A 21,590-nucleotide genomic window follows, 5' to 3' on the forward strand; every position below is an offset into this window, starting at 1 on the left:
AAACCCCATGTCGAAATTTGGTCCTGCGCAGTTCGGTCCCGAGTATGTCCGCGCCATCGCCCCTTACCAGGCCGGCAAACCCATCGCCGAAGTCGCCCGCGAGTTCGGTCTCGACGAAGCGGCGATCGTCAAGCTGGCGTCCAACGAGAACCCGTTCGGCCTGCCGGAATCGAGCCGCGCCGCGATGCTCGAAGCCGCCGCCGATCTCGGCCGCTACCCGGACGCCAACGGCTTCGAGCTCAAGACCGCGCTGTCGCGGCGCTACGACGTGCCGCTCGAGTGGATTACCCTCGGCAACGGCAGCAACGACATCCTGGAGATCGCCGCCCACGCCTTTGTGCAAAAGGGCGAGGCGGTGGTCTATTCGCAGTATTCGTTCGCGGTGTACGCGCTGGCCACGCAGGGCGTGGGCGGACGCGCCATCGTGGTGCCGAGCGTGAACTACGGCCACGACCTGGATGCGATGGCCGCCGCGATCGATGCGGACACGCGCCTGGTCTACGTCGCCAACCCGAACAACCCGACCGGCACCTTCATCCCGGCCGACCAGGTCGAAGCCTTCCTGCAGAAGGTTCCGGCCAACGTGATCGTGGTGCTCGACGAAGCGTATAACGAATACCTGGCGCCGCAGCACCAGTTCGAGTCGAGCGCCTGGGTGCGCAAATACCCGAACCTGATCGTCTCGCGCACCTTCTCCAAGGCCTACGGCCTGGCCGGCCTGCGCGTGGGCTTTGCCATCGCCCAGCCGGAAGTGACGGACCTGATGAACCGCATCCGCCAGCCGTTCAACGTCAACTCGCTGGCGCAGGCCGCCGCGATCGCCGCGCTGAACGACAAGGCATTCCTGGCCAAGGGCGCGCAGAACAATGCCGACGGCTACCGGCAGCTGGTCGCCGCGTTCGACGAGCTCAAGCTCGAATACGTGCCGTCGTTCGGCAACTTCGTGCTGGTCAAGGTCGGCGCCGACGACGACGCCGGCGCGCGCGTGAACCTGGCGCTGCTCAGGCAGGGCGTGATCGTGCGTCCGGTCGGCGCCTATGGCCTGCCGCAGTGGCTGCGCATCTCGATCGGCCTGCCGCAAGAAAACGCGGCCTTCATCGACGCGCTCAAGCGAGCGCTCGCGACGGAGAGCGCGAGCGCGCGAGGCTGAATGCTCACCAAAGTCGTTATCGTCGGCGTCGGCCTGATCGGCGGTTCGTTCGCGCTGGCGCTCAAACGCGCCGGCATGGTGGGCGAGGTGGTCGGCATCGGCCGGCATCCGGAAGCGCTGGCGCGCGCACTCGAACTGGGCATCGTCGACCGGGTGACTGGCGACCATGCCGACGCGCTGCGCGGCGCCGACCTGGTGCTGCTGGCCGCGCCGGTGGCCCAGACCGGCCCGATCCTGGAAGCGCTGCTGCCGCACCTCGAGCCGGGGACGGTCGTGACCGACGCCGGCAGCACCAAGTGCGACGTGGTCGCGGCCGCGCGCGTGGTGCTGGGGGAGCGCGTGCGCCAGTTCGTGCCGGGCCACCCGATCGCGGGCAGCGAATCGAACGGTCCCGAGGCCGCGCTGGCCGGGCTGTACCAGGGCAAGAAGTGCGTGCTGACGCCGCTGCCGGAGAATGCGCCGTCCGACGTCGAGCGGGTCGCCGGCGCCTGGCGCGCCTGCGGCGCCGTGATCCACACGCTCAGCCCGCAAGACCATGACCGCGTGTTCGCCGCCGTCAGCCATCTGCCGCACTTGCTGGCCTATGCGCTGGTGGACGACATCGCCGCCAGGCCGCATGCGGACCTGCTGTTCCAGTACGCCGCCAGCGGCTTTCGCGACTTCACGCGCATCGCCGGCTCGTCGCCCGAGATGTGGCGCGACATCAGCCTGGCCAACCGCGCCGCGCTGCTGTCCGAGCTGGATGCATATCTGGCACAATTGACGTCGATGCGGGCCATGCTCGCGGCGGCCGACGGCGTCGGCTTGCAAGGAATCTATACGACCGCCCAGCGCGCGCGCCGCGAATGGCAAGAGGCCATCGAGGCCGGCGCGCTGGAGCGGCGTTCGCCCAATCAGGAAAACACATGACGCAGCAAAAACACTATCCGCAGCATATCGACCTCGAGCCCGTGCTTCATGCGCAAGGCGCGGTGCGGCTGCCGGGTTCCAAGAGCATCTCGAACCGCACGCTGCTGCTGGCGGCGCTGTCCGAGGGCGCGACCACGATCCACGACCTGCTGGCCTCGGACGACACCATGGTGATGCTGGGCGCGCTGCGCGCGCTGGGTATTCAGTGGGACGAGGTCGACGAGCGCACCGTGGTCGTGCACGGCAATGGCGGCGTGCTGCCGAACCATGAAGCCGACCTGTTCATGGGCAATGCCGGCACCGCGATCCGTCCGCTGACCGCCGCCCTGGCCGTGATCGGCGGCGACTATACGCTGCACGGCGTCTCGCGCATGCACGAGCGCCCGATCGGCGACCTGGTCGATGCGCTGAACGAGGTCGGCGCCCAGATCGAGTACACGGGCGAGCCGGGCTTCCCGCCGCTGCGCATCCGGCGCGGCCGCGTCAACCCGCAGCGCATCGCCGTGCGCGGCAATGTGTCGAGCCAGTTCCTGACCGCGCTCCTGATGGCGGCGCCGCTGATGGCCACGACCCATGCGGTGTCGATCGACGTGGTGGGCGAACTGATCTCGAAGCCCTACATCGAGATCACCCTGAACCTGATGCGCCGCTTCGGCGTCGAGGTCGAGCAGAACGGCTGGGCCTCGTTCACCGTGCATCCCGGCCAGCGCTACCGCAGTCCCGGCACGATCCACGTCGAGGGCGACGCGTCGTCGGCGTCGTATTTCCTGGCGGCCGGCGCGATCGCCGGCGGTCCGGTGCGGGTGGAGGGCGTGGGCGAACACAGCATCCAGGGCGACGTGCGCTTCGCCGATGCGCTCGAGCGCATGGGCGCCATCGTCACCCGCGGCGACAACTGGATCGAAGCGCGCTCGAACGGCGTGCTCAAGGCCATCGACGCCGACTTCAACCATATCCCGGACGCGGCGATGACGATCGCGGTGGCGGCGCTGTACGCCGACGGCCCGAGCACCCTGCGCAATATCGCCAGCTGGCGCGTGAAGGAAACCGATCGCCTGGCGGCCATGGCCACCGAACTGCGCAAGGTCGGCGCCGAGGTGGAGGAGGGGCCCGACTACATCCGCATCACCCCGCCGGAAGAACTCAAGCCGGCCACGATCGACACCTACGACGACCACCGCATGGCGATGTGCTTCTCGCTCGCTTCGCTGGACGGCAAGGCGCGCCGCGGCAACGCGATGCGCATCAACGATCCGAAGTGCGTCGCCAAGACCTTCCCCGATTATTTCGAGGCGTTCGCGGGCATTGCCCGCAACGAGCTGTTCTAACCTTCGCGTGGGGCGACCAGGTCCGGCGGACCAGGTCGCGACCCGCCCACCCTACGAGCCTATGCCCAACTCTCACGTTCCAGTCATCACCATCGACGGCCCCACCGCCTCCGGCAAGGGAACGGTCGCCAGCCGGGTCGCCGAGCGCCTGAGCTTCCATTTGCTCGACTCGGGCGCGCTGTACCGCCTGACGGCGCTGCAGGCGCTGCGGCGCGGGGTCGAGCCGCGCGACGAGCACGCGATCGCCAAGCTGGCCGAGCACCTGCCGGCGCGGTTCCAGGGAGAGCATATCTACCTGGCGCACGAAGACGTGACGCACGCGATCCGGGCCGAGGAGGTGGGCAATATGGCGTCCAGGATCGCGGCGCTGCCGGCCGTACGCCAGGCGCTGTTCGGGCTGCAACTGGGCTTTCGCCAGACGCCGGGCCTGGTGGCCGACGGGCGCGATATGGGCACCGTGATCTTCCCCACCGCCAAGCTGAAGGTGTTCTTGACCGCAAGTGTTGAGGCGCGTGCGCAACGCCGGTATAAGCAATTGATTGACAAAGGGTTTTCTGCTAATATGAACGACCTCCTGGCAGATTTGCAGGCGAGGGACGAGCGCGACACCAATCGTGCGGTCGCTCCCCTGGCCCCGGCAAGCGATGCGCATCTGCTGGACACGTCCGAGATGGGTGTGGATCAGGCAGTGGACCAAGTGTTGGCTTGGTACGCGCAAAAGTAATCAAGAAGAGTTTTTTAAAGACTTTGAATGGCGTATCGATGCTTTCGGCGTAAGCCGTTGGCATCAAAACGTCATTCCCGCGCAGGCGGGAATCACAGTTCGATGCATACCGTTGGCTCGAGTCATCGCCGTGGTAGGCAAGTAAACTTGGGTTCCAGCCTTCGCGGGGGGCGACGGTCTTTGGGCTGGTGGCGCCGTTTAACGGTGTCGTCGGCCAGGGCCGCCGTCCTTTGGTGTCTGCAACGCGCTTTTATGTTGCAGGCGTGTTTTAACCCTAACCCAGTTCAGTCCGCATATTGTCGGCCTGCTGGTTAACATGAAATATCACTCCTTTTATGTCTACTGCAACTCAAGATACCGGTATGGAAAGCTTCGCAGCCCTCTTCGAGGAATCGCTGCAACGCCAAGACATGCGTTCGGGCGAAGTCATTTCGGCTGAAGTCGTGCGCCTGGATCACAACTTCGTGATCGTCAACGCCGGCCTGAAGTCGGAAGCGTTCATCCCGGTTGAAGAATTCAAGAACGACCAGGGCGAACTGGAAGTTCAGATCGGCGATTTCGTTTCCGTGGCTATCGAGTCGCTGGAAAACGGCTTCGGCGACACCATCCTGTCGCGCGACAAGGCCAAGCGCCTGGCGTCGTGGCTGGCACTGGAAAAAGCGATGGAATCGGGCGAAATCGTCACCGGTACCGTCAACGGTAAAGTCAAAGGCGGCCTGACCGTCCTGACCAATGGCATCCGCGCCTTCCTGCCGGGTTCGCTGGTTGACACCCGTCCAGTCAAGGACACCACCCCATTCGAAGGCAAGACCCTCGAATTCAAGGTCATCAAGCTGGACCGCAAGCGTAACAACGTCGTGCTGTCGCGCCGCGCCGTCATCGAAGCATCGATGGGCGAAGAGCGCCAGAAGCTGATGGAAACCCTGAAAGAAGGCACCGTGGTCACCGGCGTCGTCAAGAACATCACCGACTACGGTGCGTTCGTCGACCTGGGCGGCATCGACGGCCTGCTGCACATCACCGACCTGGCATGGCGTCGTGTGCGTCACCCGTCGGAAGTCCTGTCGGTTGGCCAAGAGATCACCGCCAAGGTCCTCAAGTACGATCAGGAAAAGAACCGCGTTTCGCTGGGCGTCAAGCAACTGGGCGACGATCCATGGACCGGTCTGTCGCGTCGTTACCCACAAGGCACCCGCCTGTTCGGTAAAGTCACCAACCTGACCGACTACGGCGCGTTCGTCGAAGTGGAACAAGGCATCGAAGGCCTGGTCCACGTGTCGGAAATGGACTGGACCAACAAGAACGTGGCGCCAAACAAGGTTGTCCAGCTGGGCGACGAAGTGGAAGTCATGGTCCTGGAAATCGACGAAGAGCGTCGCCGTATCTCGCTGGGCATGAAGCAGTGCAAGGCGAACCCATGGGACGACTTCGGCATGACCCACAAGAAGGGCGACAAGGTCAAGGGTTCGATCAAGTCGATCACCGACTTCGGCGTCTTCATCGGCCTGCCAGGCAACATCGATGGCCTGGTCCACCTGTCGGACCTGTCCTGGACCGAAGCCGGCGAAGAAGCCGTGCGTCGCTTCAAGAAGGGCGACGAGCTGGAAGCCGTGGTCCTGGCAATCGACGTCGAGCGCGAGCGTGTTTCGCTGGGCGTGAAGCAGCTGGAAGGCGACCCGTTCAACAACTTCGCTTCGCTGAACGACAAGGGCACCCTGGTCACCGGCACCGTGAAATCGGTTGAGCCAAAAGGCGCCGTCATCGCTCTGAGTGAAGAAGTCGAAGGCTACCTGCGCGCTTCGGAAATCGCACGTGACCGCGTGGAAGATGCCGGCACCCACCTGAAAGTGGGCGACAGCGTCGAAGCCCTGGTCATCAACATCGATCGCAAGGCTCGCAGCATCCAGCTGTCGATCAAGGCAAAAGACAATGTTGACACCCAAGAAGCAATGAGCAAACTGGCCAACGACAACAGCGCAGCTACGGGCACCACCAGCCTGGGCGCGCTGCTCAAAGCCAAGTTCGACAACAAAAACTAATCAGGCTAACCCCTGACTGGAGCGGCAGATGACCAAATCCGAGCTGATCAACCGTCTGGCTGAGCGTTATTCCCAGCTGGTGGCGAAGGATGCGGAGTTCGCTGTCAAGACCATCCTCGATGCGATGACCAACGCCCTGGCGACCGGGCAGCGCATCGAGATCCGTGGTTTCGGCAGCTTCTCGCTCAACAGCCGCCCCCCGCGCATCGGACGCAATCCGAAGTCCGGCGACAAGGTGATGGTGCCTGAAAAGCGGGTGCCGCACTTCAAGCCGGGCAAGCAGTTGCGCGAGCGGGTGGATGCGATGGTCGGGCAGCCGATCATCAACGATTGAGTCGTCGGGCAGTCCCGAAAAACGGCATCCGCGAGGGTGCCGTTTTTTTTCGCCTGCCGCCAGTCGCCGCCAAGCCAACGCCCGGTGTCATTTTGAAATATCATGACGAGTATGCGACACTTCGCCCTCACACCATTCTCCAGCGGAACCTGCTGATGAAATTCGTCTCGACCATCGTCGGTATCGTCCTGTTCATCCTCTTCTTCGGCTTTGCCCTGAAGAACACCCAGGAAGTCGACCTGCACTTCTTCCTGCAATACGAATTGCGCGGCCCGCTGGTGCTCATGCTGCTGGCCTTTTTCGTTGCCGGCGCCGCCCTCGGCATCCTGGCGCTGACCCCGACCGTGTTCCGCCAGCGCCGCGAGAAGTGGCTGCACAAGATCACCATCCAGTCCCTGCAAAGCGCCGCCGGCACCGGCACCGCGCCGCCGGCGCCGGACAGCGTGACCCCGCCGGCGCCCCGGCCCTGAACAATAACAAAACAAGAAATCCATGGAATTTGAACTCTGGATGCTGCTTGGCATCCCATTCTTTTTTGGCCTCGGCTGGCTTGCCGCCCGGGTCGACATCAACGAGCTGGTCTCCGAATCGCGTACTTTGCCGCGCGGCTATTTCAAGGGCCTCAACCACCTGCTGAACGACCAGCCGGATAAAGCCATCGATTCCTTCATCGAGATCGTCAAGCTCGACCCCGAATCGGCCGACATGCATTTTGCCCTCGGTAACCTGTTCCGCCGCCGCGGCGAAACCGAGCGCGCGATCCGGGTGCACCAGAACCTGCTGGCGCGGCCCGACCTGCCGCCCGAGGACAAGGCGCATGCGCAGTACGAGCTCGGGATCGACTACCTGAAGGCCGGCCTGCTGGACCGGGCCGAGGAAACCTTCCACCAGCTGGTCGACACCTCGTATGCGGTCAAGGCGCGCCGCTCGCTGCTCGAGATCTACCAGCGCGAGAAGGAATGGCGGCGCGCCATCGTGGCGGCCGAAGGCCTGCAGGAGTCGGGCGCCGGATCGCGCCAGAAGGAAATTGCCCAGTTCTATTGCGAACTGGCCCAGGACGCGCTGGTGCACACGGCGCCGAGCGACGCCATGCAATTGCTCGACAAGGCCCTGGAAGCCGACCGCCACAGCGTGCGCGCCACCATCCTGCGCGGCGACGCGCAGCTGGCCCAGGGCGACGTCGAAGAGGCGCTCAAGACCTGGCGCCGCGTCGAGCAGCAGAGCGTGCCGCACGTGGCCCTGGTGGCCGCCCGCCTGATGGACGGCTACCGCAAGGTGGGCCGCCCGCAGGAAGGCGTCAACCTGCTCAAGTCCTACCTGGCCGAGGCGTCGTCGATCGACCTGATCGAAGTCGTGTTCAAGGCCGTCATCGAGCTCGATGGCGTGCAGGCGGCCAAGGAACTGGTGGTCGAGGAGCTGCGCCGCAATCCAACCCTGCTGGGCCTGGATAAACTGCTGGAAGCGCGGCTGATGGATGCGCCGGCGAATATCTGGGAAGAGCTGTCGATGGTCAAGAACCTGGTGCAGCGCTATACCCAGAAGCTGGCGCGCTACCAGTGCAGCCACTGCGGCTTCAAGGCGCGCCAGTTCTACTGGCACTGCCCGGGGTGCAACCGCTGGGATTCCTACCCGCCGCGCCGCACCGAAGAACTGAACGTCATGAACTGAGCACCATGGACAACCCGACCCCGAGCCGCCTGCTGGCGGCCGACGACTTCCGCCGGCAGGCGGCCCCGCAACTGTCTACCGTGCGCCTGCTGGTGGTGGGCGACGTCATGCTTGACCGCTACTGGTTCGGCGACGTTTCCCGGATCTCTCCCGAGGCCCCGGTGCCGGTGGTGCGCATCGAGAAGCGCGAGGAGCGCCTGGGCGGCGCCGCCAACGTGGCGCGCAACGCCGCCGCCCTCGGCGCCCACACGGGCCTCCTGGGCGTGGCCGGCGCCGACGAGGCGGGCGACCAGATGGAGCAATTGCTGCAGGATGGCGGCATTCACAGCTACCTGAAGCGTGACGAGGCGATCTCGACCATCATCAAGCTGCGCGTAATCGGCCGCCAGCAGCAGATGGTGCGCATCGACTTCGAGGATGCGCCGACCGAGAACGTGCTGCGCGACAAGCTCAGTCAGTTCAAGGCGCTGCTGCCCGACTACGACGTGATCCTCCTGTCCGACTACAACAAGGGCGCCCTGGTCAATGTGGCCGAGATGATCGCGCTGGCCCGCGCCGCCGGCAAGATCGTGCTGGTCGATCCGAAGGGCGACGACTTCACGCCGTATCGCGGCGCGAGCATCCTGACCCCGAACCGCTCCGAGCTGCAGCGCGTGGTGGGTGGCTGGAAAACCGAAGAACAATTGCTCGAGAAAGCGCAGAAGCTGCGCGAAGAGCTGAGCCTGGACGCACTGCTGCTGACCCGCTCCGAAGAGGGCATGAGCCTGTTCACGAAGGACGAGGTGCTGCACGTGCACGCCGACGCGCGCGAGGTGTTCGACGTCTCGGGCGCGGGCGACACCGTGATCGCCACCCTGGCCACCATGCTCGGCGCCGGGGCGCCGCTGGCCGAGGCCCTTGTGACGGCCAACCGCGCCGGCGGCATCGTGGTCGGCAAGCTGGGCACGGCGACCGTGACCCGCGAGGAGCTGTTCGGCTAGAAACCGCGCCTGACTTGATCGCGCTCAGTCCGCTGACCCCAACGATAGCCGGGGTCATCCGTCTAAGTGAACGCCGGCGGCGCCGCCGTCGGGCGTATCCAACTTACGGAGAACATGCAATGATCAAGAATCTGATGCTCGCGGTCGCCGCGCTGGTCGTCTCGACCGGCCTGGCCTTCGCCCAGGTGGACGTCAACAAGGCCGACGCCGTGGCGCTCGATGGCGTGAAGGGCGTGGGGCCGAGCATGTCCAAGGCCATCCTGGACGAACGCGCCAAGGGCGAATTCAAGGACTGGGCCGACCTGCAGGGACGCGTCAAGGGCCTGGGCGACAAGAAGGCGGCCAAGCTGTCCGAGGCCGGCCTGGTGGTCAACGGCAAGGGCAAGGACGGCGCCGCGCCCAAGCCTGCCGCGAACGACGCCAAGCCGAGCCAGAGCGCCGACGCCAAGGCGGCTGCCATAGCCACGACGTAATACCGCTCGACGCCATGTATTGACTGACATCCGCGCGGGCGCGTGGCAAGATGTGCAAGCTCAACTGTTACAGCTTGCACATCCATACCAGAAAAGGACACCATGCCTCACGCCCGTGTTTCCACCGCCTTGCTGGCGGCCCTGCTGGCCGCTTCGGCCGGCGCCTGTGCCGCCACCCCGGCCCAGCCGAACATCACCGCCCAGCAAGCGCAAATCAACAAGATCCTGGGCGAAATTTCGCAACAGCGCATCGAAAGCCATATCCGCAAGCTGGTCAGCTTCGGCACCCGCCACACGATGTCGGAAACCGCATCCGAGACGCGCGGCATTGGCGCCGCGCGGCGCTGGATCAAGGCCGAGCTCGAGCGCTGCGGCGCCGGCACGCCGCTGCAGGTGGCCTTCGACAGCCACATGGCGCCGGTGTCAAGCCGCATCTCGAAACCGACCGAGATCGTCAACGTGGTCGCGACCCTGCCGGGCACGCAGGCCGCCTCGAAGGACCGCCTGTATGTGGTCAGCGGCCACTACGATTCGCGCGCCTCGGACGTGATGGACTTCACGTCGGACGCGCCGGGCGCCAACGACGACGCCTCGGGCACCGCCGCCATCATGGAACTGGCGTGCGTGATGGCCAAGTACAAGTTCGATGCCACGCTCGTGTTCATGGCCGTCGCGGCCGAGGAGCAGGGCCTGATCGGTGCGCGCCACTGGGCGACCCAGGCGCGCGAAAAGGGCTGGAACGTGGCCGGCATGTTCACCAACGACATCATCGGCAGCTCGCGCGGCGACGACGGCAAGGTCGACGACAAGTCGGTGCGCCTGTTCGCCCAGAGCATCCCGGCGACCAAGGAAATGAGCGAGGCCGTGCGCCAGCTGGTGGCTACCGGCGGCGAGAACGATTCGATCTCGCGCCAGCTCGCGCGCCACACCAAGGAGCAGGGCGAGCGCTACGTGAAGGGCTTCAAGGTCAGCGTCATCCAGCGCCACGACCGCTACCTGCGCGGCGGCGACCACATGCCGTTCCTGGAGCAGGGCTACGCCGCGCTGCGCTTTACCGAACCGGCCGAGAACTTCGACCACCAGCACCAGGACCTGCGCACCGAGAACGGCAAGGCGTATGGCGACACGCTCGAGCACGTCGACTTCCGTTATGTCGCCAACGTGACCCGCGTCAATGGCGCCGCCATGGCGTCGCTGGCGCTGGCGCCGGGCGCGCCGCAGGAGGTCAGGCTGCGCACCGCGGGTCTGACCAACGATTCGACCCTGGTGTGGAAGGCCAGTCCTGAACCCGACCTGGCCGGCTACCGCCTCGTGTGGCGCGACACCACCGCTGCGGCCTGGGAAGGTTCGAAGTGGGTCGGCAACGTCACCGAGGCGACAGTCGACCTGTCGAAGGACAATGTGTTCTTCGGCGTGCAGGCGGTCGACAAGGACGGCAACGTCAGCCCGGCCACTTATCCCTTGCCGCTGCGGTAGGGTTGGCGGCTACGCCGCCGACGCGGTGATGGTTGGCAGCCAGATCATTCGGCACGGGAGCGGTGCCGCTAGGGTTGGCAGCCAGATCATGCGGCGCGGGAGCGGAGCCGCTCCCGACGTCGTATTGCTTCTCGGATTAAAATGACACTTTGGTTTCGCAAGGAATAGAGAAAGCAATGGCTTACAAGACCATCGAAGCCACGATCGGCAATACGCCGCTCGTGCAGCTGCAGCGCCTGCCTGGCGCCGACATCGCGGCCCGCAACAACATCATCCTGGGCAAGCTGGAAGGCAATAACCCGGCCGGCTCGGTGAAGGACCGCGCCGCCATGTCGATGCTGCGCGGCGCGGAGCAGCGCGGCCAGATCAAGCCGGGCGACACGCTGATCGAAGCCACCAGCGGCAATACCGGCATCGCGCTGGCGATGGCGGCCGCGATCCTCGGCTACAAGATGATCCTCCTGATGCCCGACAACCTGTCGGTCGAGCGCCGCCAGAGCATGGCCGCGTATGGCGCGCAAATCATCCTGACGCCGAAGTCGGGCGGCATGGAATACGCGCGCGACATGGCCGAGCAGATGCGCCAGGGCGGCCAGGGCATCATCCTCGACCAGTTCGCCAACTTCGACAATCCGCGCGCGCACTACGAGACCACCGGTCCCGAAATCTGGCGCGACACCGAAGGCCGCATCACGCACTTCGTCAGCGCCATGGGCACCACCGGCACCATCATGGGCGTGTCGCGCTACCTGAAGGAACAGAACGAGGCCGTCCGCATCATCGGCGCCCAGCCCGAAGAAGGCTCGTCGATCCCGGGTATCCGCAAATGGCCCGAAGCCTACCTGCCGAAGATCTTCGAGGCGGCGCGCGTCGACCAGGTCGAGAGCGTGAACCAGGCCTCGGCCGAACAGATGGCGCGTCGGCTGGCGGCCGAGGAGGGCATCTTCTGCGGCATCTCGGCCGCCGGCGCCTGCGAAGTGGCGCTGCGCATCGCCCAGACCGTGGAAAACGCGACCATCGTGTTCGTGGTGTGCGACCGCGGCGACCGCTACCTGTCGACCGGCGTCTTTCCCGCCTGACGGCGCCGCGCAATGAAAAAGGCCGCCTGGGTCACAGGCGGCCTCGTTGTATCAGTCGCTGGGACTGCATAGACCGTTCGACGGGCGTGTCGCCGACGATAACCGGTCGTCCGCCAATGCGGCGGCTCGTACGCCCGCGCGGGCGTACGCACTACTGATCCGGCGGCGCGCAAGGCGCCGCCTGTTCCCTGCAGCGAGAAACCCGGGCGCCTGGCGGCGCCGTGCGGCTTCTCAGTCCTTCGCTGCCGGAACCGCGCCTTCCTTCGGCTTGAACTGCTTGTCGCTGATGCGGAACTTCGCACGGCGGTCGCCCATCAGGTAGCGCAGGTCGCGGATCGACAGGTCGCTCACTTCGTGCATGCGGATCAGCAGCGAAGCGCCGACCGGAAGGCGGTGGTGGCGGATCTTCGAGATCACCGGCGGGGCGACTTCGAGGGCGCGCGACAGGGCTGCGTCGTTCTTCAGGCGCAGGTTCTCGATCAGGGTGTCGAGAAGGCGGTTCGGGTTGTACTGGAGCAGCTCGTCGCCTTCCGAATCGCTGTTCATATCAATGCCGACTTGGTTAGTCATGATTCAAATTCCTATCTGGGGTTGAAACGGAGTCGCTGGCGGCGTTCGATTCCGGAAGTTTAATTTCGTAATTTTCTATTCAATTGTACAACTATTTTTATTCCGATACTCATGAGCAAGTCGGAATTGTTCTCTCACCTCGGATGTCGTTGTCTCAATGCAACAATAGCCGCAATGCAATTCTCTCACAAAGTCACCGCAGAAATATATTGTTTTTTATTTAATTATTAGTGTACGGGCATCCAGCACTTGATGCCGCACGGTACGATATTTGCTGACGAATTGGAAAGAAACAGGGGGGTATGTTGCCACGCATGCCATTTTTGTAACCGACACAACAATGTTGGCGGCGGATACCCCTGGGGGTATGTAGGAGAATGCCTACGCACAACGGAAGAAGAAAGCGGGAAACCTGTTACAAAAGATTACAAAGTTTCCCGTTCGGAAAGACTCAGCCGGGCCGTGCCGCCTTGACCGCGCGTCCCAGGTCGACAACCGACATGGCATAGAAATAACTACGATTGTATTTGGTAATGGCATAGAAGTTATCGTTAGCCACCCAGTATTCCGTTGCCTCGGCGCCGTTCTGCAGGTCGATCAGCCCATACAGGCGGTCGCCCGGCAGCGTCGTTCCCGTCACCACGCCCGCCTCGCGCAGTTCCGCCGGGCGCAGGGTGGCGCTCAGGCCGCGCCCGAGCAAGCCTTCCCAGGCGCGCGTCGGCGAGACGTCGGCCGCGTACACGGTGGGGCCGCGGTGCTCGGCATTCCAGCCATGCTGGACCAGGAAATTGGCCACGCTGCCGATCGCATCGGTCGCCGAACCGCGCAGGTCGACCCGGCCGTCGCTGTCGAAGTCGACGCCGTATTTGAGAATATTGCTGGGCATGAACTGCGGCATCCCGACCGCGCCGGCAAACGAGCCCAGCAGCGAGAAAGGCTCGTAGCCGCGCTCGCGCGCCAGCACCAGGGTATTGGCCAGCTCCTCGCGGAAGAACGCCTTGCGCGCGGCCTGGTTCGGCGCTTCCGGATAGGCGAAGGCGAGGGTGGTCAGGCTGTCCAGCACGCGGAAGGTGCCGGTATCGCGGCCATAAATGGTCTCGATGCCGATGATGCCGACGATGATCTCGGCCGGCACGCCATAGGCCGCCTCGGCGCGCGCCAGCGCGTCGGCGTTCTCGTTCCAGAAGCGCACGCCGGCGCGGATGCGGATCGGCTCGATGAAGCGCGCGCTGTAGGCTTGCCAGTTTTTCGGCTTGCCCGGCGGCGCCGGCTTGACCAGCTGCACGGCGCGGTCGATGAAACGGACCTGGCCGAACAGGGTGCGCAGCGCCTCGCGCTCGAAACCGTGGTGCGTAACCATTTCTTCAATAAACTCACGCACCGGCAACCATTCGACGAAGTTCACGTGTTCCGGGTCCTGGTCGGCCGCCAGCGTGATGGCGGCTTGCGTTGCGGTGGTCTGGGGGGCGGCGAGGGCATCGCCATGCGCGCCGGCGGCAAGCGCGAGCGCGGAAAACAGGATTGCTATCGATTTCATCTGACTTGCGACAATAAGCGTTTCAAGGTGGCGGTAAGCCGGGGATCGGTGGACGGGGGCGCGTAGCGCCAGGCGCTGTAACGGTGCAGGAATTCCTGCGCCGCCGCGCGCGCGTGGGGCGCCAGCCGGCTGTCGCCGGCGACCCGCGCCGCGTAGGCGCTCGGTCCTTCGTCGTGCGCGCGCGCCAGGCCCAGCTGGCCGAGACGCTTGCACAGGGTCGAGTATAGAGCATCGACCGGGTGGATTTCCCGGCGGCGGCGCAAAAAGACCAGCAAGGCGATGCCGAGGGCAATGGACGTTAGCAGAGCGATAAAAGGCCAGCCGGACAGTGATCGCTGCAAGTCGCGCACGACGTCGCGCTGGCGCTCCGGCGTATAGTTGAGCACCCACTGGTTCCAGCCATTGTTGACGGCGCCGACGGCGTTGCGCAGCTGGGCCAGCCAGGCATTGGCGCCGCCCTGGAACGGATTCATGCCGCGCAGCGCCTCGATGCCGAACGGGGCCGGGCGCGGCACCGAGGCGTCCAGGCCGCGCCGCACGCGCTCGGGCGCCACCGCCGCGGTCGGGTCGATCCGCTGCCAGCCGATCCCCGCGATCCAGACCTCGGCCCAGGCATGGGCATCGGACTGGCGCACCGTCATGAAGCCGTCGAGCGGATTGATCTCGCCGCCCTGGTAGCCGGTCACCACCCGCGCCGGCACGCCGGCCGCGCGCATCAGGAACACGAAGGCCCCCGAATAGTGTTCGCAAAAGCCGGAGCGGGTGGCGTACAGGAATTCGTCGACCGTATGCCGGCCCAGCAGCGGCGGCGCCAGCGTGTATTCGAACGGTTGCTCGCGGAACTGCGCCAGCACGGCTTCGACCCGTTGCGCCGGATCGGGAAGCCGGCGCAGCGCGCGCCCGGCGGCCAGCGCGCGCGGGTTGAAGCCATACGGCAGCAGCAGCCAGCGCCCGGCGTCGTCCAGGGCCGGCCCGCCCTGCAACGCGAATTGCAGATGCGAGCTGGCGCGATAGCGCACCCGGGTCGAGAGCACGTCGTTCGCCGTCAGCTCGAACTGCGGCGAGAGGCGTAGTCCGTGGCCCGCCACCTGCGGCAGCTCGCCCGGCATCTCCAGCGTAAACACCCAGCGCGACTGCGAGGGTTCCAGCGTCACCTCGTAGTCGACCGCGTCGCCGCGCACCGCCAGGTGCAGGTCGCGGCCGGAGGCCTGGCTGGCGCCGCGCGACCAGGTCAGGCCGTCGAAGAAATCGAGCACCGGGCCGCGCCAGTAGAGCTGGTTCTGCGCCGGGGGCGGCGTCAGGAAGCGCACGCGGAAGGCCGTCTCCTCGGACAAGGCCAGGTTCGACATCTGGCCCGGCGCCATCGTGTCGGACAGGCCGGAGCGCGAACCGCCGCCGCCATCGCCCGGCATGGTCCACAGCGGGCCGTGGATGCGCGGGAAGACCACGAACAGCACGACCGCGATCGGCAGGGCGAAGGCCAGCATGCGGCCGGCCATCGCCAGGCGGGTGCGCAGCGGCGGCACCCTGTCTGCGAACTGGAAAGACAGCTGCGTGGCCAGCAGGAGCAGCACCGAGGCCACCGTCAGCAGGGCGGTGCCGATGCCCTGCGAATAGAAGAAATTGGTCAGCACCAGGAAGAAGCACAGGAAGATCACGACGAACAGGTCGCGCCGCGCATGCATCTCGAGCATCTTGAAGGCGACCAGCAGGACCAGCATCGCCACCCCGGCATCTTTTCCGAGCAGGGTCTCGTAGCTGAACTGCACGCCGGCCATCGCGGCCACCGCCACCGGCAGCAGCACCAGGGCCGGCGGCATGCGCTTGCCGCGCAGGGTGATCGCGGCGCGCCAGGCCAGGGTGGCGCCGCACAGCAGCGAGACCCACAGCGGCAGGTGCAGGGTATGCGGCGCCAGCACCAGCACCGCGCTGCCCAGCAGCAGCAGGGTGTCGGCCTTGTCGCGGGTGAGCGGGGTGGCGAACAGCTTCATGGCGCGCCCCCGTTGTCGTGCGCGAGCCCCTCGTTCATCCCATGGAGCGCCAGCGCGCGCAGGCAGGCCGCCTGGTGCGCAGCGCCCAGGGCGGCGGGCAAGCGCAGCGCGCCGAGGCGGAAGGCATAGGGCAGGGCGCGGCTTTCCGCCTCCAGCACCCAGCGCGTCAGGCGCGACAGGCGCAGCTCGAGGTCGAGCGTGGCGGGCAGGGCGTCGAAGTCGAGCACCAGCTCGTCGCCACCGCCACCCTCGAAATGCTTCGACACCAAGGCGCCGCCGAATTGCGGATCGAGCCGGGCGATCTGGCGCCATGCCAGCTGGCGCGGCGAGTCGCCCGCCTGGTAGTTGCGCACGCCGGCGAAATCGTCGTGGCCGGCGGCGCGCAGGCTGCTGCCGCTGCCCCCGCCCAGCGGCAGGCTTGGCGCGCCGTCCTCGGGGCGCGGATAGACCAGGGCGCGCGCGGCCGGGCGCCAGTAGCTCCAGGCGGTGAACAGGCCGAGCGGAAAGCGCGTCGACAGCCTGACCCGGGCCGGCGCCAGCCAGCCGCGCCGCAGGGTCGGCACCGACAGGGCCAGGATCGCGTGGGCGCCGGGCGCGATGTCGGCCACGTGGCGCATATCGTCGACATTGGCGGCGTCGGCAAAGTCGGCCCGCACGGCGTAGCGCGCCAGGCGCGTGCGGTTGAAGACCTGCAGCTCGAACTGGGCTTCCTGGCCGGCGAACACGGGCGCGATCCGGCCCTGCTGCAGGGCCAGGTGCGCCAGGTTGCGGTAGGTGGCGACCATGTCGACCAGCGCGCACGACAGCGCGAGAAAGGTCAGGGCGAAGCCCAGGCCCAGCGCGTAATTGACCGAGCCGATCAGCAGCACCGCCAGCAGCACGGCGAAACCCAGGCCGGCCCGGCTCGGCACGATGAACACGCGGCGCTGCCTGAGCACCACCTCGCCGGCGTCCAGCCTGCCGGCGCGCGGCAGCCAGGCGCCGGTCGCGCGGCGCAGCCGGGCGCGCAGCCCCCCGGCCTTCTGCAGCGCCTGCGCCATCAGACCGGCACCGCCTTCTGCAACTGCAGCACCAGGTCGCGGCTGGCCAGCGCGGTGCCGTGGGCGGCGCGCAGGGGCCGCAGGCGGTGCGCGCAGACCGGCACCAGCACGGCCTGGATGTCTTCCGGGATCACGTGGTCGCGGCCTTCCAGCGCGGCCCAGGCGCGCCCGGCCTGCAGCAGGGCGATCGCGGCGCGCGGCGACAGGCCTTCGGCGAACAGGCCATTCTGGCGCGACGCATGGGCCAGCGCCTGCACATAGGTGACCAGGTTGCTTGACGCGTGGATCTCGCGCAGCTGGCGCCGGGCCTGCGCCAGCTCCTCGGGCAGCATGGCCGGCTGGAGTGTTTTCAGCATGCTGCGCCGGTCTTCTCCCATCAACAGCGCGCGCTCGGCGGCGGCGTCCGGGTAGCCCAGGCTCAGGCACATCAGGAAGCGGTCGAGCTGCGATTCGGGCAGCGGGAACACGCCGACCTGGTTGGCCGGGTTCTGGGTCGCGATCACGAAGAACGGCTCGGGCAGCGGCCGCGTGACGCCGTCGGCCGACACCTGGCGTTCTTCCATCGCCTCGAGCAGGCCGGACTGGGTCTTGGGCGTGGCGCGGTTGATCTCGTCGGCCAGCAGCACCTGGGTAAAGATCGGGCCCGGATGGAACACGAACTCGCTCTTGTCGCGCTCGTAGACTGAAATGCCGGCCACGTCGGCCGGCAACAGGTCGCTGGTGAACTGGACCCGGTTGAAGCGCAGGCCGAGCGAGATCGCCAGCGCATGCGCCAGGGTGGTCTTGCCCACGCCCGGCAGGTCGTCCAGCAGCAGGTGGCCGCCGGCCAGCAGGCAGGTCAGGGCCAGGCGCACCTGCTGCTCCTTGCCGACCACGACTTGGTTGACCTGGCGTGCGGCGGCGTGCAGTTGATTGAACATGGATTTTCCGTGGGTTGGTCGATGCGGTCGATGCGCCGTTCGGTGGGCGCCCATGGCGCCGGCCGAGCGGGGCCGCGGCTTGCCGTGGTAGATTAGCGCCATTGGCAAGCTTCATGCCCTGGCGACCGCCAGCCGTTCCAGAGGATTCTATGCGAGAACGGCGGCGCAGGGTGTGAATGGATGAGCATAGTCGGAGACGAGAGCACCATGAGTACAGCGATTTACAGCCACCCGGACTGCCTGCAGCATGAAATGGGCAACTGGCACCCCGAATCCCCGGCCCGCCTGCAGGCGATCGACGACCAGCTGATCCTGGCCCGGCTGGACGGACTGATCGAGCAGCGCAGCGCGCCGCTCGCCGAGCTCGAGCAGGTGCTGCGCAACCATACGCCAGGGGCGCTGGCGCTGGTGCGCGACCACGTGCCGGCCACGCCCGGCGACTATTACCCGCTCGACGGAGACACCTCGCTCTGTCATTACAGCTACCGGGCGGCACTGCGCGCGGCCGGCGCCGCGGTGGCCGCCACCGACGACGTCATCAAGGGCAGCGTCTCGAACGCCTTCTGCTCGGTGCGCCCGCCCGGCCACCATGCCACGCCGACCGAGCCGATGGGGTTTTGCCTGTTCAACAATGTCGCGATCGCGGCGCGGCACGCGCTCGAGGCCCACGGATTGGACCGCGTGGCCATCGTCGACTTCGACGTCCACCACGGCAACGGCACCGCCGACGCCTTCCGCGACGAGCCGCGCGTGCTGATGGCCAGCTTCTTCCAGCATCCCTTCTATCCCTACAGCGAGGTCGAACCGGTCACGGCCAACCGCGTCAACCTGCCGGTGCCCGCGCACTGCGCCGGCGACGCGGTGCGCGCGCTGGTGCAGGAGCACTGGCTGCCGGCGCTGCACGCCTTCAAGCCGCAGATGATCTTCATCTCGGCCGGCTTCGACGGCCACCGCGACGACGACATGGGCGGCATGGGCCTGGTGGAAGCCGACTATGCCTGGATCACGCGCCAGATCATGGCGGTGGCCAAGGAACACGCCGGCGGGCGCGTGGTGAGTTGCCTGGAAGGCGGCTACGACCTGTCGGCGCTGGGGCGCAGCGTGGTGGCGCACCTGAAGGTGATGGCCGACCTCGAATAAGGTGTCGGCGCCGCTTCACGGAACTCAGCGGCGCATTTCACGCACTAACCCATGACCGGCGCATGCCGGGCTTGGAGGAGTCCACCGTGAACAACAAGACGAACAAGAAGCACACCCTGTGTGCGCTCTGCCTGCTGGCGGCTGCGGGATTGGCCGAGGTCGCGGGCGCGCATGCCGCCAATTACACCCTCTGGATCAACGGCCGCACCAGCGGCGGCACGCCCGGCAATTACGCCGACTTCCGCTACTGGGGGCCGGACACCACACCTGCCGGCGTCAACAAGAAGGCCGTCAACTGGGACGGCTACAGCAGCATCTCGTCGCAGAGCGTGCGCGTGCGCGACGCGCTCGACTGCTTCTGCACCGGCCAGAACTGGTGCTATATCGCGGCCTACAGCGCGGGCGAGCTGCTGCTGGGGTACACCCTGGCCAACTTCGGCGGCACCACGCGCGGCATCAAGAACGCCACGCCGAATGCGGCCGGCGTCTGCGGCGACGCGGGCGGCGTGCAGGGCGGCTGGAACATCAAGTGGGTCAGGGTGGCGTCGGGCGCCGCGGGCGGCTCCGAGATTGCCAATGCCGGCGCCTGGACCACCTCCGAGCCGCTGGTGCAAGACCTGCGCACCGGCACGGCGCGCGCGATGTACAACCACAACGACACCCGCAACATCTGGTTCTACCGCTACGCCGGCGCGCGCGGCACCCTGTACTCGTTCCTGCTGCCGGGCCAGGACGACGAGGTCGTGGCCTACCACAGCAGCGGCGGCGCGGCCGGCAATTCCGGGCGCTCGCTCTGCAATCCGGGCGACTGGTTCTGCGACGACCTGCGCTATGGCACCGAACCGAACCAGGGCGGCAGCGTCAAGTGGAGCTGGCACTCGGTGGCCTTCCGCGACGACCGCGAAAGCGTCGACCACTATGGCGACGGCAACTGGGAGGGCATCATCGGGGTCGTGCGCGAGGCCATGGTCAATACCGCCAACTAGGGGGCCGGCATGGAGCGGCGTTGGCGCTGGCCGGCCGCGGCGGGCGTGGCGGCCTGCATCGGCCTGGGGCTGATGGTCCTGGTGGACCGCGGCGAGGCGGGGTCCGACGCGGCGCCGTCCGCGCCGGCCACGCCGTCCGCCCCGTCCATCGCCGCGCCGCCGGCCGCGCCCCCGCAGGCAGAGCAGGCCGCGCGCCGGCGCCAGCTGGTCGAGCAGGTGCGCCTGACCGACCACACCTATTGCAGCTACCTGGCGCATTCGCGCTATCCGCACGAGTCGCGGCCGGCCGGCCACCATCCCGACCAGCTGTACCCCAACCAGCCGCTGCTCGAGACCAATCCGATGCGGGCCGAGGGCGGCGACAGCCATCCCGAGATCCAGCTGCAGAGCGCGCAGTCGCGGGTCTACCTGGCGGCCGGCGAAGAGGGCCGCTTCTCGCTGCGCGCGCTGGACGCGGGCGGCCAGCCGCTGCCGCTGGTCGTCACCCGCGCGCTGGCCCAGGGCATGACCTATGGGCAGAGCCGTGCGGCGCCGCGGGTCGCCGTGCCGTTCGCCGACGAGGGCGGCGCCTGGAGCGGGACATTCGCGCCGGCGCAGACGGCGCTGGCCGGCTTTCACGGCACCATCCGGCTCGAGGTGCGCTACCAGGCCGGCGGCCGCGAAGGCTTCGTGCTGTTCGACGTCATCTACTCGCCGCAGTCGCCGGCCAGCTGGAGCGCCGCGCCGCGCGAGGCGATCGACGGCGGCGCGCTGCAGTTCGCGCTGCCGCTGGACGTGCGCCTGCCCGGGCGCTACGTGGTCACGGGCCGCGTCGACGATGCGGACGGCCGGCCATTCGCGCTGGCCACCTTCAACGAGGTGCTGGGGCAGGGCGCGCAGCAGGTGCTGCTCAGGGTGCACGGCAAGCTGCTGCACGACGGCGCGCCGCGCCTGCCGCTGCTGCTGCGCGACGTCGAAGGCTATCTGCTGCGCGAGAATCTTGACCCCGACCGCCTGCTGTTGCCGCGCCTGGAGGGAAAGGTCTTTGCCAGCCGCACCCGTTCGCTGGACGGCGTGCCGGATACCGAGTGGCAGAGCGAGGAGCGCAGCCGCTACCTGGCCGAGTATGCGAAGGACCGCGCCGCGGCCAGGGCGCGGCTGGCGCGCGTCGATCCGCAGGCGCCGCTGCCGCCGGCCGACTGCAGAGCGGATGCGCAGGGCCGGACGGATCAGTAGGGAAGCAGGGGCAAGCGCTCGACCAGCGCCG

At 66.9% G+C, this 21,590-nt stretch carries 20 protein-coding genes; 15 read left to right on the forward strand and 5 right to left on the reverse strand.

Annotated elements, in window-relative coordinates; genetic code table 11:
* The first annotated feature begins 7 nt into the window (after window positions 1-7).
* The 12 genes from hisC (at window position 8) to cysM (ending at window position 12,160) form a co-directional block, all read left to right on the forward strand.
* Entirely contained in the window at window positions 8-1,150 is a 1,143-nt protein-coding gene (gene hisC, locus ACZ9AQ_RS12955) for a histidinol-phosphate transaminase (RefSeq protein ID WP_429205147.1), read from the forward strand.
* Entirely contained in the window at window positions 1,151-2,059 is a 909-nt protein-coding gene (locus ACZ9AQ_RS12960) for a prephenate dehydrogenase (RefSeq protein ID WP_429205145.1), read from the forward strand. It abuts the gene before it with no gap.
* Complete coding sequence (gene aroA, locus ACZ9AQ_RS12965; protein WP_429205144.1) at window positions 2,056-3,387, forward strand: 3-phosphoshikimate 1-carboxyvinyltransferase; 1,332 nt, start codon at window positions 2,056-2,058, stop codon at window positions 3,385-3,387. Before ACZ9AQ_RS12960 ends, aroA begins: the two co-directional genes overlap by 4 nt.
* A gap of 61 nt (window positions 3,388-3,448) precedes the next feature.
* On the forward strand, window positions 3,449-4,111 hold the full coding sequence (gene cmk, locus ACZ9AQ_RS12970) for a (d)CMP kinase (RefSeq protein WP_429205142.1): 663 nt from the start codon (window positions 3,449-3,451) through the stop codon (window positions 4,109-4,111).
* A gap of 335 nt (window positions 4,112-4,446) precedes the next feature.
* Entirely contained in the window at window positions 4,447-6,150 is a 1,704-nt protein-coding gene (gene rpsA, locus ACZ9AQ_RS12975) for a 30S ribosomal protein S1 (RefSeq protein ID WP_476108128.1), read from the forward strand.
* Window positions 6,151-6,178: 28 nt separating this feature from the next.
* Window positions 6,179-6,484, forward strand: coding sequence for an integration host factor subunit beta (locus ACZ9AQ_RS12980; protein ID WP_005668997.1), 306 nt, complete (start codon window positions 6,179-6,181; stop codon window positions 6,482-6,484).
* Between the two features lie 155 nt (window positions 6,485-6,639).
* Window positions 6,640-6,954, forward strand: coding sequence for a LapA family protein (locus tag ACZ9AQ_RS12985; RefSeq protein WP_429205139.1), 315 nt, complete (start codon window positions 6,640-6,642; stop codon window positions 6,952-6,954).
* A 22-nt stretch (window positions 6,955-6,976) separates the two neighbouring features.
* The gene (lapB, locus tag ACZ9AQ_RS12990; RefSeq protein WP_429205138.1) at window positions 6,977-8,152 is read left to right on the forward strand and encodes a lipopolysaccharide assembly protein LapB; all 1,176 of its coding nucleotides are present in this window, start codon (window positions 6,977-6,979) and stop codon (window positions 8,150-8,152) included.
* Window positions 8,153-8,157: 5 nt separating this feature from the next.
* A complete protein-coding gene (gene rfaE1 / locus ACZ9AQ_RS12995; protein WP_429205136.1) occupies window positions 8,158-9,132 on the forward strand; it encodes a D-glycero-beta-D-manno-heptose-7-phosphate kinase in 975 nt (324 codons plus the stop codon).
* Window positions 9,133-9,251: 119 nt separating this feature from the next.
* Entirely contained in the window at window positions 9,252-9,605 is a 354-nt protein-coding gene (locus ACZ9AQ_RS13000; RefSeq protein WP_429205135.1) for a ComEA family DNA-binding protein, read from the forward strand.
* 102 nt (window positions 9,606-9,707) lie between these two features.
* Entirely contained in the window at window positions 9,708-11,081 is a 1,374-nt protein-coding gene (locus ACZ9AQ_RS13005) for a M20/M25/M40 family metallo-hydrolase (protein ID WP_429205134.1), read from the forward strand.
* A 176-nt stretch (window positions 11,082-11,257) separates the two neighbouring features.
* Window positions 11,258-12,160, forward strand: coding sequence for a cysteine synthase CysM (gene cysM, locus ACZ9AQ_RS13010; RefSeq protein ID WP_429205133.1), 903 nt, complete (start codon window positions 11,258-11,260; stop codon window positions 12,158-12,160).
* 231 nt (window positions 12,161-12,391) lie between these two features.
* On the opposite strand, the gene ACZ9AQ_RS13015 is transcribed toward cysM, so the two are convergent.
* From ACZ9AQ_RS13015 to ACZ9AQ_RS13035, 5 genes are all read right to left on the reverse strand, one after another.
* Window positions 12,392-12,730 (reverse strand): hypothetical protein, encoded by a 339-nt coding sequence (locus ACZ9AQ_RS13015; RefSeq protein ID WP_005669009.1) that lies wholly within the window; start codon window positions 12,728-12,730, stop codon window positions 12,392-12,394.
* Between the two features lie 451 nt (window positions 12,731-13,181).
* Window positions 13,182-14,267 (reverse strand): lytic murein transglycosylase B, encoded by a 1,086-nt coding sequence (gene mltB / locus ACZ9AQ_RS13020; RefSeq protein ID WP_429205131.1) that lies wholly within the window; start codon window positions 14,265-14,267, stop codon window positions 13,182-13,184.
* Complete coding sequence (locus ACZ9AQ_RS13025) at window positions 14,264-16,258, reverse strand: transglutaminase TgpA family protein (RefSeq protein WP_429205129.1); 1,995 nt, start codon at window positions 16,256-16,258, stop codon at window positions 14,264-14,266. Before ACZ9AQ_RS13025 ends, mltB begins: the two co-directional genes overlap by 4 nt.
* The gene (locus ACZ9AQ_RS13030) at window positions 16,255-17,298 is read right to left on the reverse strand and encodes a DUF58 domain-containing protein (protein WP_429205128.1); all 1,044 of its coding nucleotides are present in this window, start codon (window positions 17,296-17,298) and stop codon (window positions 16,255-16,257) included. The genes ACZ9AQ_RS13025 and ACZ9AQ_RS13030 overlap by 4 nt, the downstream gene beginning before the upstream one ends.
* Complete coding sequence (locus ACZ9AQ_RS13035) at window positions 17,298-18,218, reverse strand: AAA family ATPase (RefSeq protein ID WP_429205127.1); 921 nt, start codon at window positions 18,216-18,218, stop codon at window positions 17,298-17,300. The genes ACZ9AQ_RS13030 and ACZ9AQ_RS13035 overlap by 1 nt, the downstream gene beginning before the upstream one ends.
* Window positions 18,219-18,425: 207 nt before the next feature.
* Here ACZ9AQ_RS13035 and ACZ9AQ_RS13040 point away from each other — a divergent pair, with 207 nt between their 5' ends.
* The 3 genes from ACZ9AQ_RS13040 (at window position 18,426) to ACZ9AQ_RS13050 (ending at window position 21,559) form a co-directional block, all read left to right on the forward strand.
* Window positions 18,426-19,358 carry a histone deacetylase family protein gene (locus tag ACZ9AQ_RS13040; RefSeq protein ID WP_429205126.1) on the forward strand — a complete coding sequence of 311 codons (933 nt, stop codon included), beginning with the start codon at window positions 18,426-18,428 and terminating at the stop codon, window positions 19,356-19,358.
* A gap of 86 nt (window positions 19,359-19,444) precedes the next feature.
* The gene (locus ACZ9AQ_RS13045; protein WP_429205125.1) at window positions 19,445-20,344 is read left to right on the forward strand and encodes a hypothetical protein; all 900 of its coding nucleotides are present in this window, start codon (window positions 19,445-19,447) and stop codon (window positions 20,342-20,344) included.
* A gap of 9 nt (window positions 20,345-20,353) precedes the next feature.
* Window positions 20,354-21,559 (forward strand): hypothetical protein, encoded by a 1,206-nt coding sequence (locus ACZ9AQ_RS13050; RefSeq protein WP_429205124.1) that lies wholly within the window; start codon window positions 20,354-20,356, stop codon window positions 21,557-21,559.
* Window positions 21,560-21,590 lie beyond the last annotated feature (31 nt).

The sequence above is a fragment of the Massilia sp. UYP34 genome (assembly GCF_056279385.1).